The sequence below is a fragment of the Mucilaginibacter sp. McL0603 genome, from assembly GCF_049992945.1.
Lineage (GTDB): Bacteria > Bacteroidota > Bacteroidia > Sphingobacteriales > Sphingobacteriaceae > Mucilaginibacter.
On the sequence record NZ_CP188251.1, the window covers coordinates 1429564 to 1448750 of the forward strand.

Below are 19187 nucleotides of genomic sequence, written 5' to 3' on the forward strand. Positions count from 1 at the left end.
AGGATGGGGATGAGAATGCCTCGCTTGTGGCCAGTATTCAGGTAACAAACTGTGTAAGTAACCTACAGTACAATAAAGTAATTGTAAACAACATGTCGGCTATCTAAACGCGGGCCACGAGCGAGGACGTATGCGGTAGCGGGGGGCGAGTAATTTTATTGATTTAACAACTAATTTGTTAACTTAGATCTCTAATCCTTATCATCATGAATTACGCTAATTGTAAACTTATTTTTAATTCAATCGGCATCCTATTAAATATAATTGGGGCATATATGGTGTTTATAAATTCACCTCTACATTTTAGTGTTATCGATGGAGGCAACGCAAGTACGAACTGGAAAAAGATAGACACTTTGGTTAAAAGGAAAAACTTGTTGGTAAAAGTGGGTGTCTATATCTTGATTACAGGCTCAATACTCCAGCTTACAAGTAACTTTATAGGAGGATAGGTTGAGTATTAATTGAATAATTCTAATGGAAAAAAATGCGCTGTTAAACGGAGAAAAGAAAGCAGTTATTGAAGAACATAAAATAACTTGTGGCTTAATAATGCCAATTTCAAATTGTGATGATTATTCAACTGCCCACTGGTTGGAAGTTAAAGATATAATAAGTGAGTGTGTTACTCAGGCAGGATTTTATCCAAAACTAGTAAGCGAAGCTACTGAAACCGGAATCATTCATCAACGTATTGTCGAAAATATTTATGCAAATCCAATAGTTGTCTGCGACATAAGTTCTCGCAATCCAAATGTAATGTTTGAACTAGGTATTAGATTGACATTTGATAAACCAGTTGTAATAATTAGAGATGATATGACAGATAGGATATTCGATACAGATATAATTGAGTATTTAGAATATCCTAAAAGTTTACGCTATTCAAGTATACAGGTGTTTAAACAAAAATTAATCGAAAAAATCACAGCTACACACGAGAGATATAAACATTCAGATTCCTCATTTTTTATAAAAAATTTCAAAAATGTCAAAGCTCAGAAATTGCAAGATGAGGAGCTTAATTCTACACAACTAATTTTACGTGCTATCGCCGATTTAAAAAGGGATACACCAGCCTCTATAAATCAACAAGCTGAATTTTCAATATCAGAACCATTGATTAATCACATAAGTAACGATATGCTTGTCAAAACTTTTGAATATTGCTTTAATAGCATGTATGGTAAAAATTTCACTGAAATGAAAAACCACGATGAAAAGCTCTTGAAGGAAAATTTAGGAAACTCTTTTGGGAAAACGATTATTAGAAATAGTTTTTCAGGTGTATCAATTTCAATATTATACAAGAGACTTAATGATTTATATAAGTTAATTCAGGCTTCAGATAATTATGGTGAAGTAATTTTGAAACTTTCCCATAAATAACTGGATGAATGTAATCCCATCGTGAATATGAAATTAAGGTTGGGTGGAGGATATTCTATGGTATTGTTTCTAAATCAAATTCAAAAATATTTAGCCCAATACCATAATTAGAAGTTGAACCTTTGTAATAGCATAATTTACTTCCATGGGCCTCAAGAATTTTTTGAGCAACCCAAAGCCCAATTCCAATTCCCTCTTTACTGAAATTTTTTGCCGAATCATCTCTGAAAAATTTCTCAAAAATCCTTTCCTTATTTTCATCACTTACCAAAGGACCAATGTTTTTTATTTTGACTTTTACCTTGTTTCTATTTAAACGACTCAGTTCTACTTCAATCGTCGAATTTGGTGCCGAGTATTTTAGAGCATTATCTAACAGAATTAACGCGATGAATTCTATTGATTCGTAACATCTAGAATCCCTAATATATTGGCCGTCAATGTTCTTCAGAACAATTATTACTTTATTCTTAATAGACAGATGTCGAAATAGCTTAGTGATTTTATCAAATAATTTATATAAGTTAATTTCTCTTTTCTCACCAAAAGTGATACTTGACGGATTTATAATTGTATCCATCATACCCAGTTGTGATGTGATCAGATCCAATGAATCATACAGATCTTTGAGTGAGATGTCGCAATTTTCTAATTTTTCATAAAAATTGGCGCCAGGCTCTTTGTTAATTAAATCATGTGTACATCTATAAATGATATTCATTGCCGTTTTAAAGTCATGGAATATTGAAAAATTTTGTTCTGTAGCAACATTAATTTTTTCAAGAATGTATTCTTCGATTTTTTTTATTTTTAAATTAAATAATAGAATTACTTGACGATCAAATATATACTCCTTTCTGACTTCTTTTCTTCCAACAGGTACGCTAGTATTATTTTCAAAGATTATTCCATTTATAATGAATTTATCCTGTCCAATTAAAAACAATATATTATTATATCCCTTGTTGCAAATGTATTCTTGTAAATTAGCTGTTTTTTCGTTAAGCAGCTTGCAATCTTTCTGTAGACATTTCTCGGTACAAGTTTTATTTTGTTTTAGTTCTTGAGAGTCGAAAAGTTTTTCTCCATAAATAAAAGGATACTTTGATAGGCTAGTAAATAATTCCAAGTCCATTACTTAAAAAATTTTAATATAGTTTCTGTAATATTTGCTATTTTTTGAACTAACTCTGTTTTAGTGTTGATAAACTCTAAAGTATTTTGAAAATTTATTTTCTTCTTCCCTTTGATGGAATTGTATATTTCTTTATCAAATCTCCTTATTTGTTTTTCCCCGACCTGATTATTACGTAGTATCGCATGCAGTGTGTTTATATATCTATTTGGATTAAATTTAGTAGTAATTAAATCATCAATTATTCTTTTCATTTTTAGAAAGTCACTTGGCTTTGCAATTTTTTCATCGGCTAGTTCCCAAAACTTTGACTTTGTTAAATCAAAACTATGTTGTGAATAAGCGATTATAATTTGCGAAGGATTATAATGTTTGATATCTTCTAAAACACCCAACCCATCATCATTTGAAATATGCATCGCTACCCCCTTTATATCTAATACAATTATATCATAAAAGCCAGATTGAAGTTTTCCATAATCTTCGACTTTGGGCCACTCATCTATTGAATACCCCTCGTTTCTAAATAAGCTGACAGGGAATGTTTTTTCATCGTCAATAACTACAATTCTGGTTCTTTTTTTTAACTCTTCGAAATCCAGTGTAGATTGCAATGTAGTTAAATCGGGGATTTTATCTGACCAAATAAAATTCTTTGATGAGCCCGTTACCGAGTTGTAAAATTTGGTCGCGACAAAATTTAAAAATGGAACTGCCATAGCGCCTAGACAAGTACTTAAAGTAATAATCATGTTAAGGAATTTAGGCCACCAATATAAGTCTAAATGATTTATACAAACAACCCGTGAAAACACCCTATTTTTCAATGTGTTAAGGATTGCAATGTATACCGGCCATTTCCAGTAGGCAGCTAATAGTTGGCAGTTTGCATTTACCTTAATTTGGTTAAAAGCACAAAGCGCCTAATGCCTGCAGGCGTATGAGTAAAAAGCCTGGCCCGCTTCTATCAGCGGGGAACGCCCATGTTCAGTTGGCAGTTAGGGGTTGGCAGTTTGCAATCAGGGAAGCCAATCACCGTTACGTCTTTGCGAGGTACGAAGCAATCTATACATAGGCAGGTCGGCTATGCAGGTTGTGCACCGTTCTATTCGCTCTGTATAGCATAGAGGTTGCTTCGTACCTCGCAATGACGCGTTGAGAGTTGGTATTGGCGGTGAAGGCTATACCGCACACTCCTTCGAGAGCCTCAGGATGACAGGCCATTTTGGATTTGTCGACCGGTAAAACTTTGTGCATCTTTATCATCATAAATTATCACATGAAACAAATCCTAACCTTATCTATGCTGTTTATCGGCATTAGTTGTTTTGCGCAGAAACAATCCCTTGTACTCCACCTTAAGCTGGACAGTACCTATTACATGAGTAGCAATGCCAATTTAACCGTTACCGAAGAGATACCGGGACAGACCATGGTGATAACCACTATTATGAGCTGCAGGGTAGCGCATAAGGTAACGGCAATAAGAGACAGTGTTTATGAATTAGAGGTGGCCTATAAAAACTTTAATATGCGCATGGATCTGCCGGGCGGCAAATCAGTTGATATTAGAACGGACGATGCCAATAGCAACCAGTTGTTAAACAAAATAATGCGTACGATGCTGGACAAGCCTTTTACCGTGACTATTAATAATAGGGGTAAGGTGCTGGATATTAAAAATAGTCAGAATTTGTATTCGGGCATGCTAAGCAGCTTGCCGGATAGTGTTTCTGCAGAGAAAAAGGCGCAGTTTAAGGCTCAAATGGAGCAGTCGCTTGGTGAAAAATCATTTAAGAATACCTTCCAGGATGCATTTGCCGTGTTACCTGATGTGAAAGTGAATCTTAACGATCATTGGTCGGCCACTACTAATTTAGAGTCCACCATATCGGTACAGATAAAAAATACCTATACTTTACAGCGTATTACTAATAATGAGTATATGATACATGGCGAGGCGGTAGTTAACTCGCCCGATAACCCTGAATACAAGCAGATCAATGGCCTCCCTATTCGTTATATTGATTTAAACGGATCGTCGACAACTGATATTGAACTGGATAAAACTACCGGTTGGGTAAACAAAGAAAAAGTGACCAGGATGGTAAAAGGTACGATGGATATTAGAGACAATCCACAGGTGCCGGGAGGCATTAAATTCCCCATGAACGTAAATGCTGATATGGTGGTTGCAGGGGAATAAAAGGGGATGGTGCTGGTAGGGAAACGCTCTTGTTCAGTTGGCAGTTAGGAGTTCGCAGTTTGCAGCAACTTTTCTGATGGGGTGCCGATTCGCCAATGGGTGGACGGCATGATGGGGGTGTGTTTACGGAGAGTAAACATTGGCGGATTAAGGCCATACCGCACGCCCTTCGACGGGCTCAGGGTGACAGGCCGTTTTATTATCATGTCTTTGCGAGGAACGAAGCGATCTCTATGGTATGCAGAACGATTATTATTTCATTGGAAAATGTTTGTGGGAATTATACGATGTCCCGTCCCGCTCAATTGCCGCGGGGGCTGTTAGTTATTCACCAGTTGTTTGTTTTTTATAGGTGTTCATGATTGCTATCGCAATTTGTCTTGACACAAAAGTAACCAAAAAGTCAAGTCAGCCGACGCTTGCTTCTTTGCCGCACGGGGCCTATGCGCTGCAAATCAGGCAGAACCTGGGGCCGGATGATTTTGCCCCGCTAATCGCACCCGCAGTCCACGCTTCAGCAAAATCCTAAATGCCCCTGCAACCGCACAGCCCAACATCGTTCTGCCTGATTTCGGCCGAAGCTGGTCTGCTGACGGGGAAAATGAGAGGTGTATTCTCCGCAACAATATTTTCGCGAGTCTTAGTGGAGAAGGTGGGTGTAGACGCATCTATTTGCAATTATTCAATTATATAATATCTTTACCGCAAAGACCTTATCAACATGAAAGCTAAAAAACTCCTCCCAATTTTATTGATTGTTATTACACTGGCATTTTACGGCTGCAAAAAGAGCAATCCGGCGCCAGCAAAAGTTGGCAATTTGATGACGTTCACCCTACAGGACAAAAAATATACTGTAGCTACTCCTTATTTGGTAACACCTCAGGGGGCTAACATTGTCATATCAGGGGCCAGCCAGGGTGGGCCGGGGCTAAATATATTGATCATAAATTACCAGCAGCACGCCAACTTTGCCTTATACGATCAGGCATTTGCAGACTTCGAAACCATCAACTCGGCAGGGTATCAGTACACTTGCAACAAGGGCCAACTGCTGATTAGTTCTCTTACGCAAACACATATTTCGGGAACATTCACAGGTACGGCTAGAAAAAACGATGATACCACCTTCCAGGAAATACCTGTGAATGGAACGTTTGATGCGGATATACCGCAGTAAGGGGGGCAATTCACCACCGCGTCATTGCGAGGTACGAAGCAATCTCTATGCTGTACAGAGCGAACAGAAAGGTATAGAGCTTGCATTGCCGACCTGCCTATGTAGAGATTGCTTCGTACCTCGCAATTGTAAAGGTCAGATAATTCGGTAACAGAATTAGCTTTATATAATTTAAAGTTAAGCGTTATGCGAATCAATACAAATGATCTGACATTAAAGAGGAACTATTTACAGACTTACCGCCAACTGATTGCCGATTATGAACAGGTAAAGTTAGGCCATCACCCTAAGTATAAACTGGCGAAAGAGTTTTATGAAGCCAATCATACAGACAGGCGCAGTTTCCTGAAGTATTATAACCGCTATAAACAATCCGGGAATCCGGATGATCTGCTTCCGGGTAAACGCGGGCCGAAGTATCAGACCCGCAGACCCTCTGATGCGGATGAACAGCAGGTATTGATGCTGCGGCAGCGGGGCTGCAATAAGTTTGAGATCGCCAGTCAGCTTAAACAAAAATCAGATAAATTTACACCGTCTCCGTCAGGGGTGTATAATATCCTGAAGCGACATCATCAAAACCGGTTAACGGCGACTGATAAAGAAGTAAAGCGAAAGATCATCAAGGAACGTATGGGCCAATTAGGACATATTGACTGCCATCACTTAAGTAAAAGTGTTATCAGAGGTCAGCATAGGAACCTTTACCTGCTGTGTGTCATAGATGATTATTCCCGCCTGGCCTGGGCAGAAGTGATGGGAGACATTACCGCTTTAACAACCATGTTTACAGCTATGCGCTGTATGCAGAGGCTCAAACAGGAGTTCGGCATACAATTCGAAGAACTTATTGCCGACAACGGCCCTGAGTTTGGTACAGCTATTAGCCAGAATAAGCACAATCATCCATTTGAAAGAATGCTGGTAGAAACAGGTATTAAACGACGTTACATGAAGCCTTACCGCCCACAAACCAACGGCAAGGTGGAACGTTTCTGGCGTACACTTAAAGAAGACCTTATTGAGGAAACAGACTTTGACAGTTTGGAAGAACTAGAAGATGAACTCCTAAAATACCTCGTTTACTACAACTGGGAGCGACCTCATCAGGGTATCAATGGCAAAAAACCTATCGATATGGTCTCCCTAAACAACAAATAAAAATACCTGATTCTGTCATCGAATTACTAAACCCTTACAGCAATGACGGGTGGAGAGGATGGCGGGTGAGGGCCATAAGCGTTTTAAATATCGAACATTGAATGTCAAATGCCGAATAATGAAGTGAAAACATCGGTGTTCGACATTCAAAATTCATTATTCGATATTATCATGATTTGGTTTTTCCTTAACCTTTATGGTGGAAAATGCCCCTTACCCCTTGCGTACCAAAGGGATCACTTTTTGGCCGATGAGTTCGATTGCTTTGAGGAGTTGGGGGTGGGTGAGGCGGGCGTTGTCCATCTGGAAGGTGAGCCTGGTGATGCCGCCGAGGGCTTCGCTGTGGCGGAGGATCTTTTCGGCAACTTGTTCAGGGTCGCCAATGATATAGGCCCCACGCGGACCCATCTGCGCATCAAATTGCTGGCGGGTTACGGGTGGCCAGCCGCGTTCGCGCCCGATTTTGGTGAAGATCTCGGCATAACCGGGATAGAATTCGTTAGCGGCGGCCTGCGGGGTGGCGGCAACATAGCCAAGCGAGTGTAAGCCTACTTTTAGCTTTTCGGCCGGGTGGCCTGCTTGTTTGCCGGCTTCGCGGTAAAGGTCGACCAGCGGACGGAACCTGTGGGTTTCGCCGCCAATAACGGCCACCATCAGTGGCAGTCCGAGCTTACCCGCACGAACGAAGGATTCGGGTGTGCCGCCTACGCCTAACCAGATGGGTATGGGTTGCTGCAATGGCCGCGGGTAGATGGCCTGGTTTTTAAGCGCCGGCCGGAATTTGCCCGACCAATTAACCACTTCGTTATCGCGGATGTTGAGCAATAGTCCCAGTTTTTCGGCAAACAATTCTTCGTAATCATTCAGGCTATAGCCAAACAACGGGAATGACTCGATGAATGAGCCACGGCCGACAACCATTTCGGCACGCCCGCGGGATATGAGGTCGAGCGTTGCAAAGTTTTGGAATACCCTTACCGGGTCGGCCGCGCTGAGTACGGTGACGGCGCTGGTGAGCCGTATCCGGGTGGTTTGTGCCGCAGCGGCTGCCAGGATGATGGTCGGTGCCGAATCCAGGAATTCTTTACGGTGGTGCTCGCCGATGCCGAATACGTCGAGGCCCGCCTGGTCGGCATGTACTATTCTTTCAAGTAGCTGAGCCAAAGCGTCGGCACTGCTGGTGGAGCCTTCGGCTGCTGCTGCAAAACTGTCTATTCCTATTTCCATGGTATTTGGTCTGAACTCGAATTTTATTGAATTTTTCACCTATTGTTTGTTTTAAACGGTGTTCAAGAAGGCTACGCCGTTTGTCGAATTTACAGAATTTTGAAACGGTGGGGTATCACGGTTCAGTCAAAAAAGTGGTGACAGTAATTTGTCAGTAAGGGTGTGAAATGGGGAGGGCGGCAGCCGGTTGGTGGTTTGTTGGTAGAATGGCGGGCAGAAAAGTAGTGACAGGGATTTGTCAGTAGTATATAAAATGCAAGTTATTGGTAATGAGGTGTTCATAAATATCCACTAGCGTTCATTGCGTTGTGAACGTGAACACTGGGTGGTAATACCCCATGCACCTTTCGCTTCGCGCCATCCACAGCACGCCACAAAAAAACGCCCGGTGATTGCTCGCCGGGCGTTTCTGTTAAATTAATTAGTAGATTATCTTATTGTTGCGGTTGGCGCGGGGCAATGCCCTCGGCCAGTACCATTACTTTGTTGTTCAGTACTTCAACCACGCCGCCTTGTATCAGGTATACTTCTTCTTTGCCGCTACCGCGTACGGTAACTTTGCCATCTTCTAAAGTGGAGATCAGCGGGGCATGGTGGTTCAATACCTCAAATGAGCCCATAGTGCCCGGCAGGCTCACAGAGTTAACCTCGCCTTCGAATACTTTTTTATCGGGAGTTAGAATTTCCAGGTTCATATTTTAATGTGCAAATATGCGTATGTGCAGATGTGCGAATGTTTTTTTTAGCTGATGAGTAAATATGCTATGTGCTTAGAATCTGCACATTTGCATATCTGCACATCCGCACATTAACTATTCGCCTCTGCAAGTAATTTCTTGCCTTTTTCAATAGCTTCTTCAATGCTGCCTACCAGGTTGAATGCTCCTTCGGGGTATTCATCCACTTCGCCATCCATGATCATGTTGAAACCTTTGATGGTGTCCTTAATGTCAACCAATACACCTTTTAACCCGGTGAACTGCTCAGCAACGTGGAACGGCTGTGATAGGAAACGCTGAACACGGCGTGCGCGTGATACGGTCAGCTTATCTTCTTCAGAAAGTTCGTCCATACCCAGGATCGCGATGATATCCTGCAGTTCTTTGTAGCGTTGCAGAATTTCTTTTACGCGTTGTGCAGTGTTATAGTGCTCGTCACCCAAAATTTGCGGGCTAAGGATACGCGAGGTTGAATCCAGAGGGTCAACCGCAGGATAGATACCCAGCTCAGCAATTTTACGTGAAAGTACAGTAGTAGCATCCAAGTGGGCGAAGGTAGTAGCCGGCGCAGGGTCGGTCAAGTCATCCGCAGGTACATACACCGCCTGTACAGAGGTGATGGAACCGCGTTTGGTTGAGGTAATACGCTCCTGCATGGTACCCATTTCGGTAGCAAGTGTTGGCTGGTAACCTACCGCTGACGGCATACGGCCTAACAACGCTGATACTTCAGATCCCGCCTGTGTAAAGCGGAAAATGTTATCGATAAAGAATAATATATCTTTTCCTTTGCCTTCAGCCTCACCATCGCGGAAATATTCTGCAATGGTTAATCCTGAAAGGGCCACACGTGCACGTGCACCAGGAGGCTCATTCATCTGACCGAATACGAAGGTTGCTTTAGATTCTTTAAGTTCTTCTTTGTTTACTTTGGAAAGGTCCCATTTGCCCTGCTCCATCGCATGAACGAAATCATCACCATATTTAATAATGCCAGATTCGATCATTTCGCGAAGTAAGTCGTTACCTTCACGGGTACGCTCACCTACACCAGCGAATACGGATACACCATTATATGCTTTCGCGATATTGTTGATCAATTCCTGGATCAATACGGTTTTACCTACACCTGCACCACCAAACAAACCGATCTTGCCACCTTTAGCATAAGGCTCTAATAAGTCGATAACCTTGATACCGGTGAACAATACTTCACTTTCGGTTGAAAGGTCCTCAAAGCGAGGGGGAACATTGTGTATAGATTTTCCGTTAGTTTTATCAACCACACCCAAGCCATCAATCGGATCACCCACTACGTTGAACACGCGGCCTTTGATATCGTCACCAACCGGCATTTTGATAGCTGATTCAAGATCAAGAACCTTCATTCCGCGTAACAGACCGTCAGTTGAGTCCATCGCTACTGCACGTACACGATCCTCGCCTAAGTGCTGCTGAACTTCAAGAATGATCTTCTGGCCGTTATCCTTAGTGATCTCTAACGCGTCATAAATTTTAGGAAGATGACCATCATCAGCGAAGCTAACGTCGACTACCGGACCGATGATCTGTGATATTTTTCCAATGTTTGGCATATATAACCTGGTAATTTAAAAGATTTTGTAAATGAAATAGTTCTCTATAAAATGCTTTTCTTTTAGAGCCGCAAAGCTAAGATTTTTCGGTAAATATTTAAATAGCGGTGAGAAATATTTTTGGACGAAGATGTTGATAGTTCATAGATCATAGTTCATAGCTGTTTTGAGAGATTGAAAGCAGGTTACTTGGCCGGATTTTACCATTAACTATGAACCATCAACCATGAACTAAATTAATTATTTGTCAAATTCTTGTCATGGAAATAATAACCCTTATTGCTATGTTTGCATAGCAATTATAAATCATATCCCTACAAAAAATTCTTTTATGAGAAAACTTTTACTGTTGGCACTAGCAATAGTGCCGGTCATGGCCTTTGCCCAGGGTTTCCAGGTAAACCTTGAGGGGCAAAAGCAAATAGGTATGGGCCATACCGGAACGGGTACCGTAATGGACGGTGCAACCGTATTCTTTAATCCGGGTGCATTGGTAATGCTGCCCGAAAATTACATACAGGCAGGGGTAAGCCCGCTGATGTTCAAATCAACTTTTAATCCCTCGGGTACATCCGACATTTATCACACTGCTGATAAAGTAGCGCCTCCGTTTACATTTTATGCTACCTGGGGACCGAAGTCGTCCTGGTGGAAACTGGGTATGGCAGTCTATACGCCCTTTGGCGGACTAACTGATTGGGGCACAACCTGGCCGGGCAAATACACCGCCGAAAGTCTTAATCTCAGAACCTATTATTTTCAACCCACATTAAGTATTAAACTGACCGATTGGGTAAGCATAGGTGGTGGGTTTGTCTACAACTACGGTACTGTGGACCTGACAAGGGCTATACCGGTTGTAAACAGCTCGGGCGAAGTTGGTCAGGCTGAACTTAAAGGCCATGGCAAAGGCTACGGCTGGAATGCAGGCGTCTACTTTAAAACAGAATCGGGCGTAACGGTAGGTATCACTCATCGCTCGCAGGTTACTACCACCATTGATGATAATAATGGTAACGCTATTTTTACGGTGCCTGCGTCACTTCAGAGCAGTTTTCCACAGCCTAATCAATTTAATGCAAGTATCCCATTACCTGCTACCAACTCTATTGGTTTAGGATTTTATCCAAGCAACAAATGGATAATCGCCGTTGATGCTAACCTGGTTGGGTGGAATGTATTCAAGGCATTGTCATTCGATTATAAGCAGAACACGCCATCATTGCAGGATACCCATTCACCACGTAACTACCAGGATGCAGTAAGCCTTCGTGCAGGTGCGCAGTACAAAGCCAATAACAAACTGGCATTAAGGGCTGGTGGTGGCTATGCCAGTGCAGCAGCACCGGATGGCTATGTAACCCCCGAAGTACCGGATGCTAACCGTGTATATGTTACCGGTGGGTTAGGCTATAAACTGGCGCAGCGTCTTGATCTTGATCTTTCGTTTGAATACGAGCACCTTTTGCAGCGTACGCAAACCAATATCGAAACGCAATTGTCAGGCACATTTACTTCCAATGTTTACATCCCCGGTATATCATTAGCTTATCACTGGTAATCCTAAATTATTAAACAATGAAACTATTTAGACATTATATATACGTTGTTGCAGGACTACTTTTATTAGGGGCCTGCAAACCCGAGATACACACGATAAAACCATCCAGTGGCTCGGCTGATTTTTCAAGATACATAGCTGTCGGCAATTCATTAACTGCAGGCTATGCTGATGGCGGCTTATACCGTTCAGGTCAGCTGGTATCCTACCCAAGTATTATGGGTAAGCAAATGCAAGCTGTTGGCGGCGGTACATTTAACCAACCACTTTTCAGTACCGACCAGGCAAATGGTTCAGGCTATTTACAGCTGACAGGTTTTAATGCTGATGGAACGCCTATCACCACACCCGTTACTACTGATTTAGCAATCAGAGGCATACAAACTATACCGGGATTCGGTAACGTTACCTTATACACCAAATACACTGGTGATATAGAGAACTATGGCGTACCCGGTATCAAATTGTTGTACATTACTGCCCCGTCATACGGTAACCTGAATGGTTTTTTCGAACGTCTGTTACCCGGCAATTCACCAACCAATACAACAACCTATCTTGATTTTATAACTGCCAAGAAATTTACTTTCTTCTCTAACTGGCTGGGTAATAATGATGCTTTGTTATACGCCACATCAGGCGGTGCAGGAGATGTGCTGACACCTACCGACCAGTTTGCTTTTTTATATAATCTACTGATCAACTCCTTAACAGCTCAAGGTCAAAAGGGGGTTGTAGGTACTATACCCGATGTAACGTCAGTTCCTTATTTTAATACAATAACGGTAGGGGCCATTTTAGCCGGCGTGCAAAAGTTAAACCCAGCGGCGAAGGCGATTTATATTAATGCACTGGTGTCAGGTACTACTTATGCCCCCAGAGCTGCGACTGCAAAGGATCTGATCATATTGACTTTTCCTACAAGCAGGATCGGTCAGCCTGTAAGCACACCTTATGGTAATTTACCTTATGGTTTAACGCCATACACGCCAATTGATAATCAATATGTGCTGGATGAGACTGAAGCGGCCCTTACAGAAACCTATGTGCAATCTTACAACTCGACTATCAAATCTATCGCGGCAGCAAAAGGCTTGGCTGTGTTTGATGCTTATACCTTCCTGAATAATATCAAACAGAATGGCCTTGTAGTAGATGGCGTAAGTGTTAATTCAAATTATATCAGCGGTGGATTGTTTTCGCTGGATGGGATACATCTTACACCACGCGGATATGCTATAGTAGCTAACGAGTTTATTAAAGCAACTAACGCCAAATATGGTTCTTCAATTCCTTTGGTGAATATATCGGATTATAACGGGGTGAAGTTTCCGTAAGCAAGTCATGAGTCTTAAGTTCTGAGTCTTGAGTCAAAAATACTCAGGACTTAGGACTCAAAACTTAAGACTATCTTCCCCATGTGATCATTACTTTCCATCAACTGATGAGCTTCAGCTGCATTTTCAGCAGAGAATACCGAATGAATGACAGGTTTTATCTTTCCCGATGCCAGTAACGGCCAGATGTGCTTTTCAAGATTCCGGGCTATGGCACTCTTAAATTCTATTTCACGTGAACGCAGCATAGAGCCGGTAATGATCAGCCGTTTACGCATCACTTGTGATAAATCGATCTGTACATCTTTACCTTTCATGGTATTGATCATCACTAATCTTCCTTCTTCTGCCAGCGATTGGATATTGCCGGGTGTATAATCACCTCCGATCATATCCAGTATCACATTTACTCCTTTGCTATCCGTGAGGTGTTGTATTACTTCAGTAAAGTTTCCGGTTTTGTAATTGATGGCTTTAGTAGCGCCTAAATCTTCGCAGAACTTGCACTTAGCATCCGAGCCGGCAGTTACATAAACGGTACTTCCTAATGATGAAGCCATTTGTATAGCAGCCACTCCAATACCGCTTGAGCCACCGTGTATCAGCAGGCTTTCACCGGGCTGTAATTTAGCACGGTCAAATACATTGGTCCATACGGTAAAAAAAGTCTCAGGCAGAGATGCAGCTTCAGCCATTGAAAGGTTGTTAGGTACAGGCAGGCATTGCCCTTCGGGGACGTTGCAGTATTCAGCATAACCGCCACCTATTACTAAAGCGCAAACTTTATCGCCAACTTTCCAGCGGGTAACATTAGCACCAACTTCAGCTATAATACCGGCAATTTCTAATCCCGGTATATTCTGAGGCGCGCCTTTTGGTGGAGGATAATTCCCTTTACGCTGGAATACATCCGGACGGTTTATACCCGCAGCAGCCACTTTTACCAATACCTCGTTTGGTGCGAAATTTGGTTTGGGCTTTTCTTCAAGTTTTAAAACTTCCGGTCCGCCGGGATGAGTGATGATTACTGCTTTCATGGTGTAAATGTATAGTAGTAAACCATAGTTACGCACACTATGTTTATAATATTAATCTTTGTACGAATAAACCAGATCAGCTTAGTCGTACGTTATAGCAATGTATAACGCTTTTCTCTAATTTGATTGCATATTAAGACCATGAAAACATTTATTTCGATCCTTGTACTTGGTACATTAAGCACACTTTTTATCTCGGCAAATACATCCGGTGATATCCCCAAATATGATCATGTAGTAGTTGTTATTGAAGAAAATCATGCTTATAGTGAGATAATGGGTTCTGCCAATGCACCATATATCAATTCGCTTGCAAAGGACGGAGCATTATTTACAAACTCCCATGGGATAGGGCATCCAAGCCAACCCAATTATCTTGCGCTTTTTTCAGGAAGCACACAAGGTATAAAAGGCGATGAGTGTCTTGAGAAAATAACCCCTTTTAAAACGCCAAATTTGGGAGCAGCTTTACTTAAACAGGGATATACTTTTAAAGGATTCGCCCAGACAATGCCGGCGGCTGGGTTCCTGGGATGCACATCCCGTTCAAGCAGTATCACTATTGGTCATCTTTATGCCCGCAAACATACACCATGGGTAAACTGGCTGGGGGTAGGGCCAAATCTTATACCCGATTCGTTAAGTGTGCCCATGACTGCATTCCCAAAAAATTTCAAAAAGCTTCCGACGCTATGTTTTGTTGTTCCTGACATGGATTATGATATGCATAATATCGGCATTCCTGGTGATGCGGCTGCGATCCGCAGAGGAGATCATTGGTTAAGCGATAATATTTCTTCCTATGCCGAGTGGGCCAAAAAGCACAACAGTTTGTTGATTATAACTTTTGACGAGGATGATTATGATCCCCAAAATGGTAACAAGATCCCCACCATTTTTTATGGAGAGAAAGTGGTTACCGGGCAATATAATACACCTATAAATCATTATAATTTATTGCACACATTAGAAGCTATGTATGGTTTGCCTTCTGATGATAAGCAATCCGCTTCACCAATCGACGGTGTGTGGTCAAAATAAACTCTTACTCACTTCTCAAACTCTCCACCGGGTTTGCCAATGCTGCTTTATATAGAAGCTGCGAAATGCGGTTTTGATATAGTTTCTGATCATATCGGTAGATATATTTTATTAAAAACCAAGCTATGCATTAATTTTCAAAACATTTGTTAAATAAAGTTAAACAAGATTGAAAATGAATCCGTTTAAGTTAAGGCATTAACATTCGATTTTTAAACAAAACATTATATTATCTTAACACTAATCGCCTTGATAGCTATCTTAATCGTATTATTGTTTATTTACCGAATAGTCACGGTACTAATTCTACTATGAAAAATTTCCTCCCTCTTTTTAAAGTGCAGATTTTCCTGGCGCTGTTTTTTTTGTTGCCGGCAGAATATGTATTTGCGCAGGCAGAATTTAAGCCCTGGGGTAATTTGGACGGGATCAGGATTAAAGGACAGCTGATGGCATTTAATACCAGCTTGGTAGTTGCAGGACAAAACTGGAAAAAGATCAGTGTCACAGGAAAGGAGTTACAGAAACCAAAATATACAAGACAAGATAAGGGAGCGACCGTAAACACGCAGATAGGTAACCTGGATTTCACAGAAGTGGTAAAAGATGCAGGCAATGGATCTGTTGTATTAAGCTTGAAATTTATTGTACTAAAGGATACAACTGTTAAAGGCGTCTATTTCAATATTTCGCTTCCCGAATCTGTATATCAAAACAGCCAGGTAAAGTTCAATGGTAATGAACAAAAGTTTGATCAATCGAAAGTGAACCAGGATAGTGTTTATTTCCAATCATCTGCAAAAAAGATAAGTTTCGATGCTAAACATCAACAGGTCGAATTTCAGATGGACACCGTAACAACGGTTATTGCCAGGCAGGACAATCATCAGAAATTTATCAGGCTTTATCTGCCCATTTGTTCAGGTAAACTCAATCGTGGTCTGTTGATAGAAAGAACTTACCGTATAAAAGTTTCAGGGGATATTGACCAATCAACAGCTACTTTAAAACTCGATACCAATATACAAGGAAGAGCATTTGCCGGGCTTGGAGGGAATTTCCGTATCCAAAATCCGAAATTAGACCCTTTAGTGATAGACTATTGCCTTAAAAACTTACGGGTGGCATGGGGCAGGGTAGAGATGCCCTGGAGCGCCTGGCAACCGGATAGTTCATTAGATCCTTTGGCCGTTGATACCTCAAAGCAAAACATCCGTGTACGCAAGGCAATGGATATGACCCAAAGGCTTAGCCGGATGAACATACCGGTTATTGTGACCGCATGGTTCCCGCCCGCATGGGCTGCCGAAGGTAAATTGAGCTTCGGGAAATCTCCCCAGGGTATTTGGGGTAACCCGCTCAACAAAGCCAGTATGCCCCTGATCTATAAATCTATAACAAGTTATATTCTGTACCTGAAAAAATATTATGGTGTGGACGTTCAATTTTTTTCATTTAATGAATCAGACCTCGGGATCAATGTCCGGCAAACCCCGGAAGAACATGACGAACTCATTAAGGGCCTGGGCGCTTATTTTAAATCAGCCGGATTAAAAACAAAATTATTGTTGGGAGATAACTCAGATGCGACCACTTATAAGTTTACCTATCCGGCAATTAATGATGTCCCTGCACGCCCGTTTATGGGGGCAGTTTCCTTCCATTCATGGAGAGGGTGGGACACCGGAACCCTTCAGAAATGGGCGACTATTGCTGAAATAACTCGTTTGCCCCTGATAGTTGGAGAAGGTAGCATTGACGCTGCAGCATATAGTTATCCTGAATATTTTGAAGATCCATCTTATGCATTGGAAGAGATCAACTTGTATGTCCGTCTGCTGGCTATTTGTCAGCCATTATCTATATTACAATGGCAATTAACCGCTGATTATTCCCCTCTAAAAGGTGGTGGAATTTTCGACAATAATGGCCCATTACAGCCTACGCAGCGTTTCTGGAATCTAAAACAATTGGCTTCGACTCCCAAAGATCTTCATTATATGCCACTGACTACTAACAAGGCCGACATTTCATGCACAGCCTTAGGGGATAATAAAAAGCACGTTTATACCATCCACCTGGTGAATAACGGTGCTTCGAGAAATGTACATTTAACCGGGCTTCCTCATAGTCTCAAAGAAATTAAAATGTATGTAACAGATGGTACAAGGACAATGAAACAGGTGAAAATCATCAATGTTAACAATCAACAGTGTGATTTTCAGTTAGACGAACGTTGTTTTACCAGTCTTGTAAGCGAATAAACAACATTTAATTACTTTTATAAGCGAATGGACTAAAACCCGTTGCCCCCCGATTGATGATAAAATGTGATATTTTTATACATAGTACTTCTGAACACATATCGCAATTGTGTACAGGTTTTGCGTTGCTTGAATCTCAAAAGAAACTCAAGTTATCATTTTGCCTGAGTCCTTATACCAGGTATGGTAAACAGCCATTTAAAAACACGCATCCTTATGCACTGCAGGGAATGTTTGTAGTTATCAATGACCAGATCACAATTTTCTATGATACAACTGATGGTGAAAATGTCTTGACAGAAGCTTTAGAGGTTGCCGATTTCTATTTTAAGCGGAGCTATAGAAAAGATGCTATCCCCGATATCTATAAAGATAAAGTGTTCCCGCTTGGTCTCAATTATGAAGTGTATACCGGTAAGTTTGATAAATTGGAGTTGGGGCGTTTCTTTTTGAACCCGCATATTCATAAGTCGCCAAAACACTTGATCAAAAGTGTGATGAGGAATCTGCATTTAAATTTTCGACCTACACCAATAACAATGTATGCTGCCCCTGTGCCATCACAAGAGCCTAAAGTTCTTTTTATGGCACGCACCTGGGATCCTGAAAGCTACCCTGCTGGATTCACCGCAGAAAATGCTGAGCATTGGAAACAAATTTGTAACGAAATAAATCAGACTCGGGCATTAGTGATCGGGCTTTTACGTGAAAATTTAGGCGACCAGTTTTATGGTGGGTTTTCGCCTAGCAATCATTCTATTAAACATTTCGGTCCTTACCTATTGCAGGATGCCAGGGCTTCCGCAAAGGCTGATTACATTCGGATATTAAGGGATTATCCTATTTGTATAGCCAGCACCGGGCTTTATAATTCAATAGGATGGAAGCTGGCGGAATATGTTGCTTTTTCCAAAGCCATAGTTTCTGAAAAATTATATTATGAGGTCCCTGGGGATTTTAACAAGGATAAAAATTACCTTGAATTTGATACTGCCGACCAATGTGTTACGCAAACCTATAAGCTTTTAGAAGATAAAATAAAAAGGGTACAAATGATGGAAAATAACCATCAATATTACGTGGATTACATATCTCCTGATAAACTGATATGGCGGACATTGACACAATCGCTCAATTCAAACGGAGCTCCACTTTAAAGACCTTTCCGATTTAGTGTTGATCGTGATTCCGCTGATCTATCCCTGTTAAATAGAATGTTGTAATCCTGCTTAAAATCGGCATATCCATAGCTGGTTAAACAACATTTCGACAAATTTGAAGCTAAGCAAACAATCTTCATATTTAACTGTAGTAGATTACAGTTGAGATTCTTAT

The 19187-nt window shown here is 41.4% G+C and carries 16 protein-coding genes; 10 read left to right on the plus strand and 6 right to left on the minus strand.

Annotated features, from left to right (window positions below; all coding sequences use genetic code 11):
* The first annotated feature begins 477 nt into the window (after positions 1 to 477).
* Positions 478 to 1389: a hypothetical protein gene (locus tag ACPPVU_RS06685; RefSeq protein WP_426670910.1), complete on the plus strand. Its 912-nt coding sequence runs from the start codon at positions 478 to 480 to the stop codon at positions 1387 to 1389.
* Positions 1390 to 1444: 55 nt separating this feature from the next.
* Here ACPPVU_RS06685 and ACPPVU_RS06690 read toward each other — a convergent pair whose 3' ends face one another.
* Complete coding sequence (locus ACPPVU_RS06690) at positions 1445 to 2524, minus strand: sensor histidine kinase (RefSeq protein ID WP_426670911.1); 1080 nt, start codon at positions 2522 to 2524, stop codon at positions 1445 to 1447.
* A complete protein-coding gene (locus ACPPVU_RS06695) occupies positions 2524 to 3276 on the minus strand; it encodes a hypothetical protein (protein ID WP_426670912.1) in 753 nt (250 codons plus the stop codon). The genes ACPPVU_RS06690 and ACPPVU_RS06695 overlap by 1 nt, the downstream gene beginning before the upstream one ends.
* A 527-nt stretch (positions 3277 to 3803) precedes the next feature.
* Here ACPPVU_RS06695 and ACPPVU_RS06700 point away from each other — a divergent pair.
* The 4 genes from ACPPVU_RS06700 (at position 3804) to ACPPVU_RS06715 (ending at position 7071) form a co-directional block, all read left to right on the plus strand.
* The gene (locus ACPPVU_RS06700; RefSeq protein ID WP_426670913.1) at positions 3804 to 4730 is read left to right on the plus strand and encodes a DUF6263 family protein; all 927 of its coding nucleotides are present in this window, start codon (positions 3804 to 3806) and stop codon (positions 4728 to 4730) included.
* Between the two features lie 358 nt (positions 4731 to 5088).
* Positions 5089 to 5259: a hypothetical protein gene (locus ACPPVU_RS06705; protein WP_426670914.1), complete on the plus strand. Its 171-nt coding sequence runs from the start codon at positions 5089 to 5091 to the stop codon at positions 5257 to 5259.
* A 192-nt stretch (positions 5260 to 5451) separates the two neighbouring features.
* On the plus strand, positions 5452 to 5910 hold the full coding sequence (locus ACPPVU_RS06710) for a hypothetical protein (RefSeq protein WP_426670915.1): 459 nt from the start codon (positions 5452 to 5454) through the stop codon (positions 5908 to 5910).
* A gap of 186 nt (positions 5911 to 6096) precedes the next feature.
* Positions 6097 to 7071 carry an integrase core domain-containing protein gene (locus ACPPVU_RS06715; protein WP_426667237.1) on the plus strand — a complete coding sequence of 325 codons (975 nt, stop codon included), beginning with the start codon at positions 6097 to 6099 and terminating at the stop codon, positions 7069 to 7071.
* A gap of 213 nt (positions 7072 to 7284) precedes the next feature.
* On the opposite strand, the gene ACPPVU_RS06720 is transcribed toward ACPPVU_RS06715, so the two are convergent.
* The 3 genes from ACPPVU_RS06720 to atpD form a co-directional block, all read right to left on the minus strand.
* A complete protein-coding gene (locus ACPPVU_RS06720) occupies positions 7285 to 8298 on the minus strand; it encodes an LLM class flavin-dependent oxidoreductase (protein ID WP_426670916.1) in 1014 nt (337 codons plus the stop codon).
* A 434-nt stretch (positions 8299 to 8732) separates the two neighbouring features.
* Positions 8733 to 8993: an ATP synthase F1 subunit epsilon gene (gene atpC, locus ACPPVU_RS06725; RefSeq protein ID WP_426670917.1), complete on the minus strand. Its 261-nt coding sequence runs from the start codon at positions 8991 to 8993 to the stop codon at positions 8733 to 8735.
* A gap of 113 nt (positions 8994 to 9106) precedes the next feature.
* Positions 9107 to 10612 (minus strand): F0F1 ATP synthase subunit beta, encoded by a 1506-nt coding sequence (gene atpD, locus ACPPVU_RS06730; RefSeq protein ID WP_426670918.1) that lies wholly within the window; start codon positions 10610 to 10612, stop codon positions 9107 to 9109.
* A 331-nt stretch (positions 10613 to 10943) separates the two neighbouring features.
* Between atpD and ACPPVU_RS06735 the strand changes: the two genes are divergently transcribed.
* Positions 10944 to 12173 (plus strand): OmpP1/FadL family transporter, encoded by a 1230-nt coding sequence (locus ACPPVU_RS06735; protein ID WP_426670919.1) that lies wholly within the window; start codon positions 10944 to 10946, stop codon positions 12171 to 12173.
* A gap of 17 nt (positions 12174 to 12190) precedes the next feature.
* Positions 12191 to 13510, plus strand: a complete 1320-nt coding sequence (locus ACPPVU_RS06740; protein WP_426670920.1) for an SGNH/GDSL hydrolase family protein — start codon at positions 12191 to 12193, stop codon at positions 13508 to 13510.
* A 50-nt stretch (positions 13511 to 13560) separates the two neighbouring features.
* Here the strand turns inward: ACPPVU_RS06740 and ACPPVU_RS06745 are convergent, their stop codons facing one another.
* On the minus strand, positions 13561 to 14547 hold the full coding sequence (locus ACPPVU_RS06745; protein WP_426670921.1) for an NAD(P)H-quinone oxidoreductase: 987 nt from the start codon (positions 14545 to 14547) through the stop codon (positions 13561 to 13563).
* Between the two features lie 141 nt (positions 14548 to 14688).
* Here ACPPVU_RS06745 and ACPPVU_RS06750 point away from each other — a divergent pair, with 141 nt between their 5' ends.
* From ACPPVU_RS06750 to ACPPVU_RS06760, 3 genes are all read left to right on the plus strand, one after another.
* Positions 14689 to 15588, plus strand: coding sequence for an alkaline phosphatase family protein (locus ACPPVU_RS06750; RefSeq protein WP_426670922.1), 900 nt, complete (start codon positions 14689 to 14691; stop codon positions 15586 to 15588).
* 311 nt (positions 15589 to 15899) lie between these two features.
* The gene (locus ACPPVU_RS06755) at positions 15900 to 17852 is read left to right on the plus strand and encodes a hypothetical protein (protein WP_426670923.1); all 1953 of its coding nucleotides are present in this window, start codon (positions 15900 to 15902) and stop codon (positions 17850 to 17852) included.
* A 53-nt stretch (positions 17853 to 17905) separates the two neighbouring features.
* Positions 17906 to 19009, plus strand: a complete 1104-nt coding sequence (locus ACPPVU_RS06760) for a hypothetical protein (RefSeq protein WP_426670924.1) — start codon at positions 17906 to 17908, stop codon at positions 19007 to 19009.
* Positions 19010 to 19187: the final 178 nt, after the last annotated feature.

Excerpts from the sequence above, each read along its gene's own strand:
- ACPPVU_RS06685 (WP_426670910.1), top strand. The coding sequence starts at position 478 with ATGGAAAAAAATGCGCTGTTAAACGGAGAAAAGAAAGCAGTTATTGAA.
- ACPPVU_RS06690 (WP_426670911.1), bottom strand. The coding sequence starts at position 2,524 with ATGGACTTGGAATTATTTACTAGCCTATCAAAGTATCCTTTTATTTAT.
- ACPPVU_RS06695 (WP_426670912.1), bottom strand. The coding sequence starts at position 3,276 with ATGATTATTACTTTAAGTACTTGTCTAGGCGCTATGGCAGTTCCATTT.
- ACPPVU_RS06700 (WP_426670913.1), top strand. The coding sequence starts at position 3,804 with ATGAAACAAATCCTAACCTTATCTATGCTGTTTATCGGCATTAGTTGT.
- ACPPVU_RS06705 (WP_426670914.1), top strand. The coding sequence starts at position 5,089 with ATGATTGCTATCGCAATTTGTCTTGACACAAAAGTAACCAAAAAGTCA.
- ACPPVU_RS06710 (WP_426670915.1), top strand. The coding sequence starts at position 5,452 with ATGAAAGCTAAAAAACTCCTCCCAATTTTATTGATTGTTATTACACTG.
- ACPPVU_RS06715 (WP_426667237.1), top strand. The coding sequence starts at position 6,097 with ATGCGAATCAATACAAATGATCTGACATTAAAGAGGAACTATTTACAG.
- ACPPVU_RS06720 (WP_426670916.1), bottom strand. The coding sequence starts at position 8,298 with ATGGAAATAGGAATAGACAGTTTTGCAGCAGCAGCCGAAGGCTCCACC.
- atpC (WP_426670917.1), bottom strand. The coding sequence starts at position 8,993 with ATGAACCTGGAAATTCTAACTCCCGATAAAAAAGTATTCGAAGGCGAG.
- atpD (WP_426670918.1), bottom strand. The coding sequence starts at position 10,612 with ATGCCAAACATTGGAAAAATATCACAGATCATCGGTCCGGTAGTCGAC.
- ACPPVU_RS06735 (WP_426670919.1), top strand. The coding sequence starts at position 10,944 with ATGAGAAAACTTTTACTGTTGGCACTAGCAATAGTGCCGGTCATGGCC.
- ACPPVU_RS06740 (WP_426670920.1), top strand. The coding sequence starts at position 12,191 with ATGAAACTATTTAGACATTATATATACGTTGTTGCAGGACTACTTTTA.
- ACPPVU_RS06745 (WP_426670921.1), bottom strand. The coding sequence starts at position 14,547 with ATGAAAGCAGTAATCATCACTCATCCCGGCGGACCGGAAGTTTTAAAA.
- ACPPVU_RS06750 (WP_426670922.1), top strand. The coding sequence starts at position 14,689 with ATGAAAACATTTATTTCGATCCTTGTACTTGGTACATTAAGCACACTT.
- ACPPVU_RS06755 (WP_426670923.1), top strand. The coding sequence starts at position 15,900 with ATGAAAAATTTCCTCCCTCTTTTTAAAGTGCAGATTTTCCTGGCGCTG.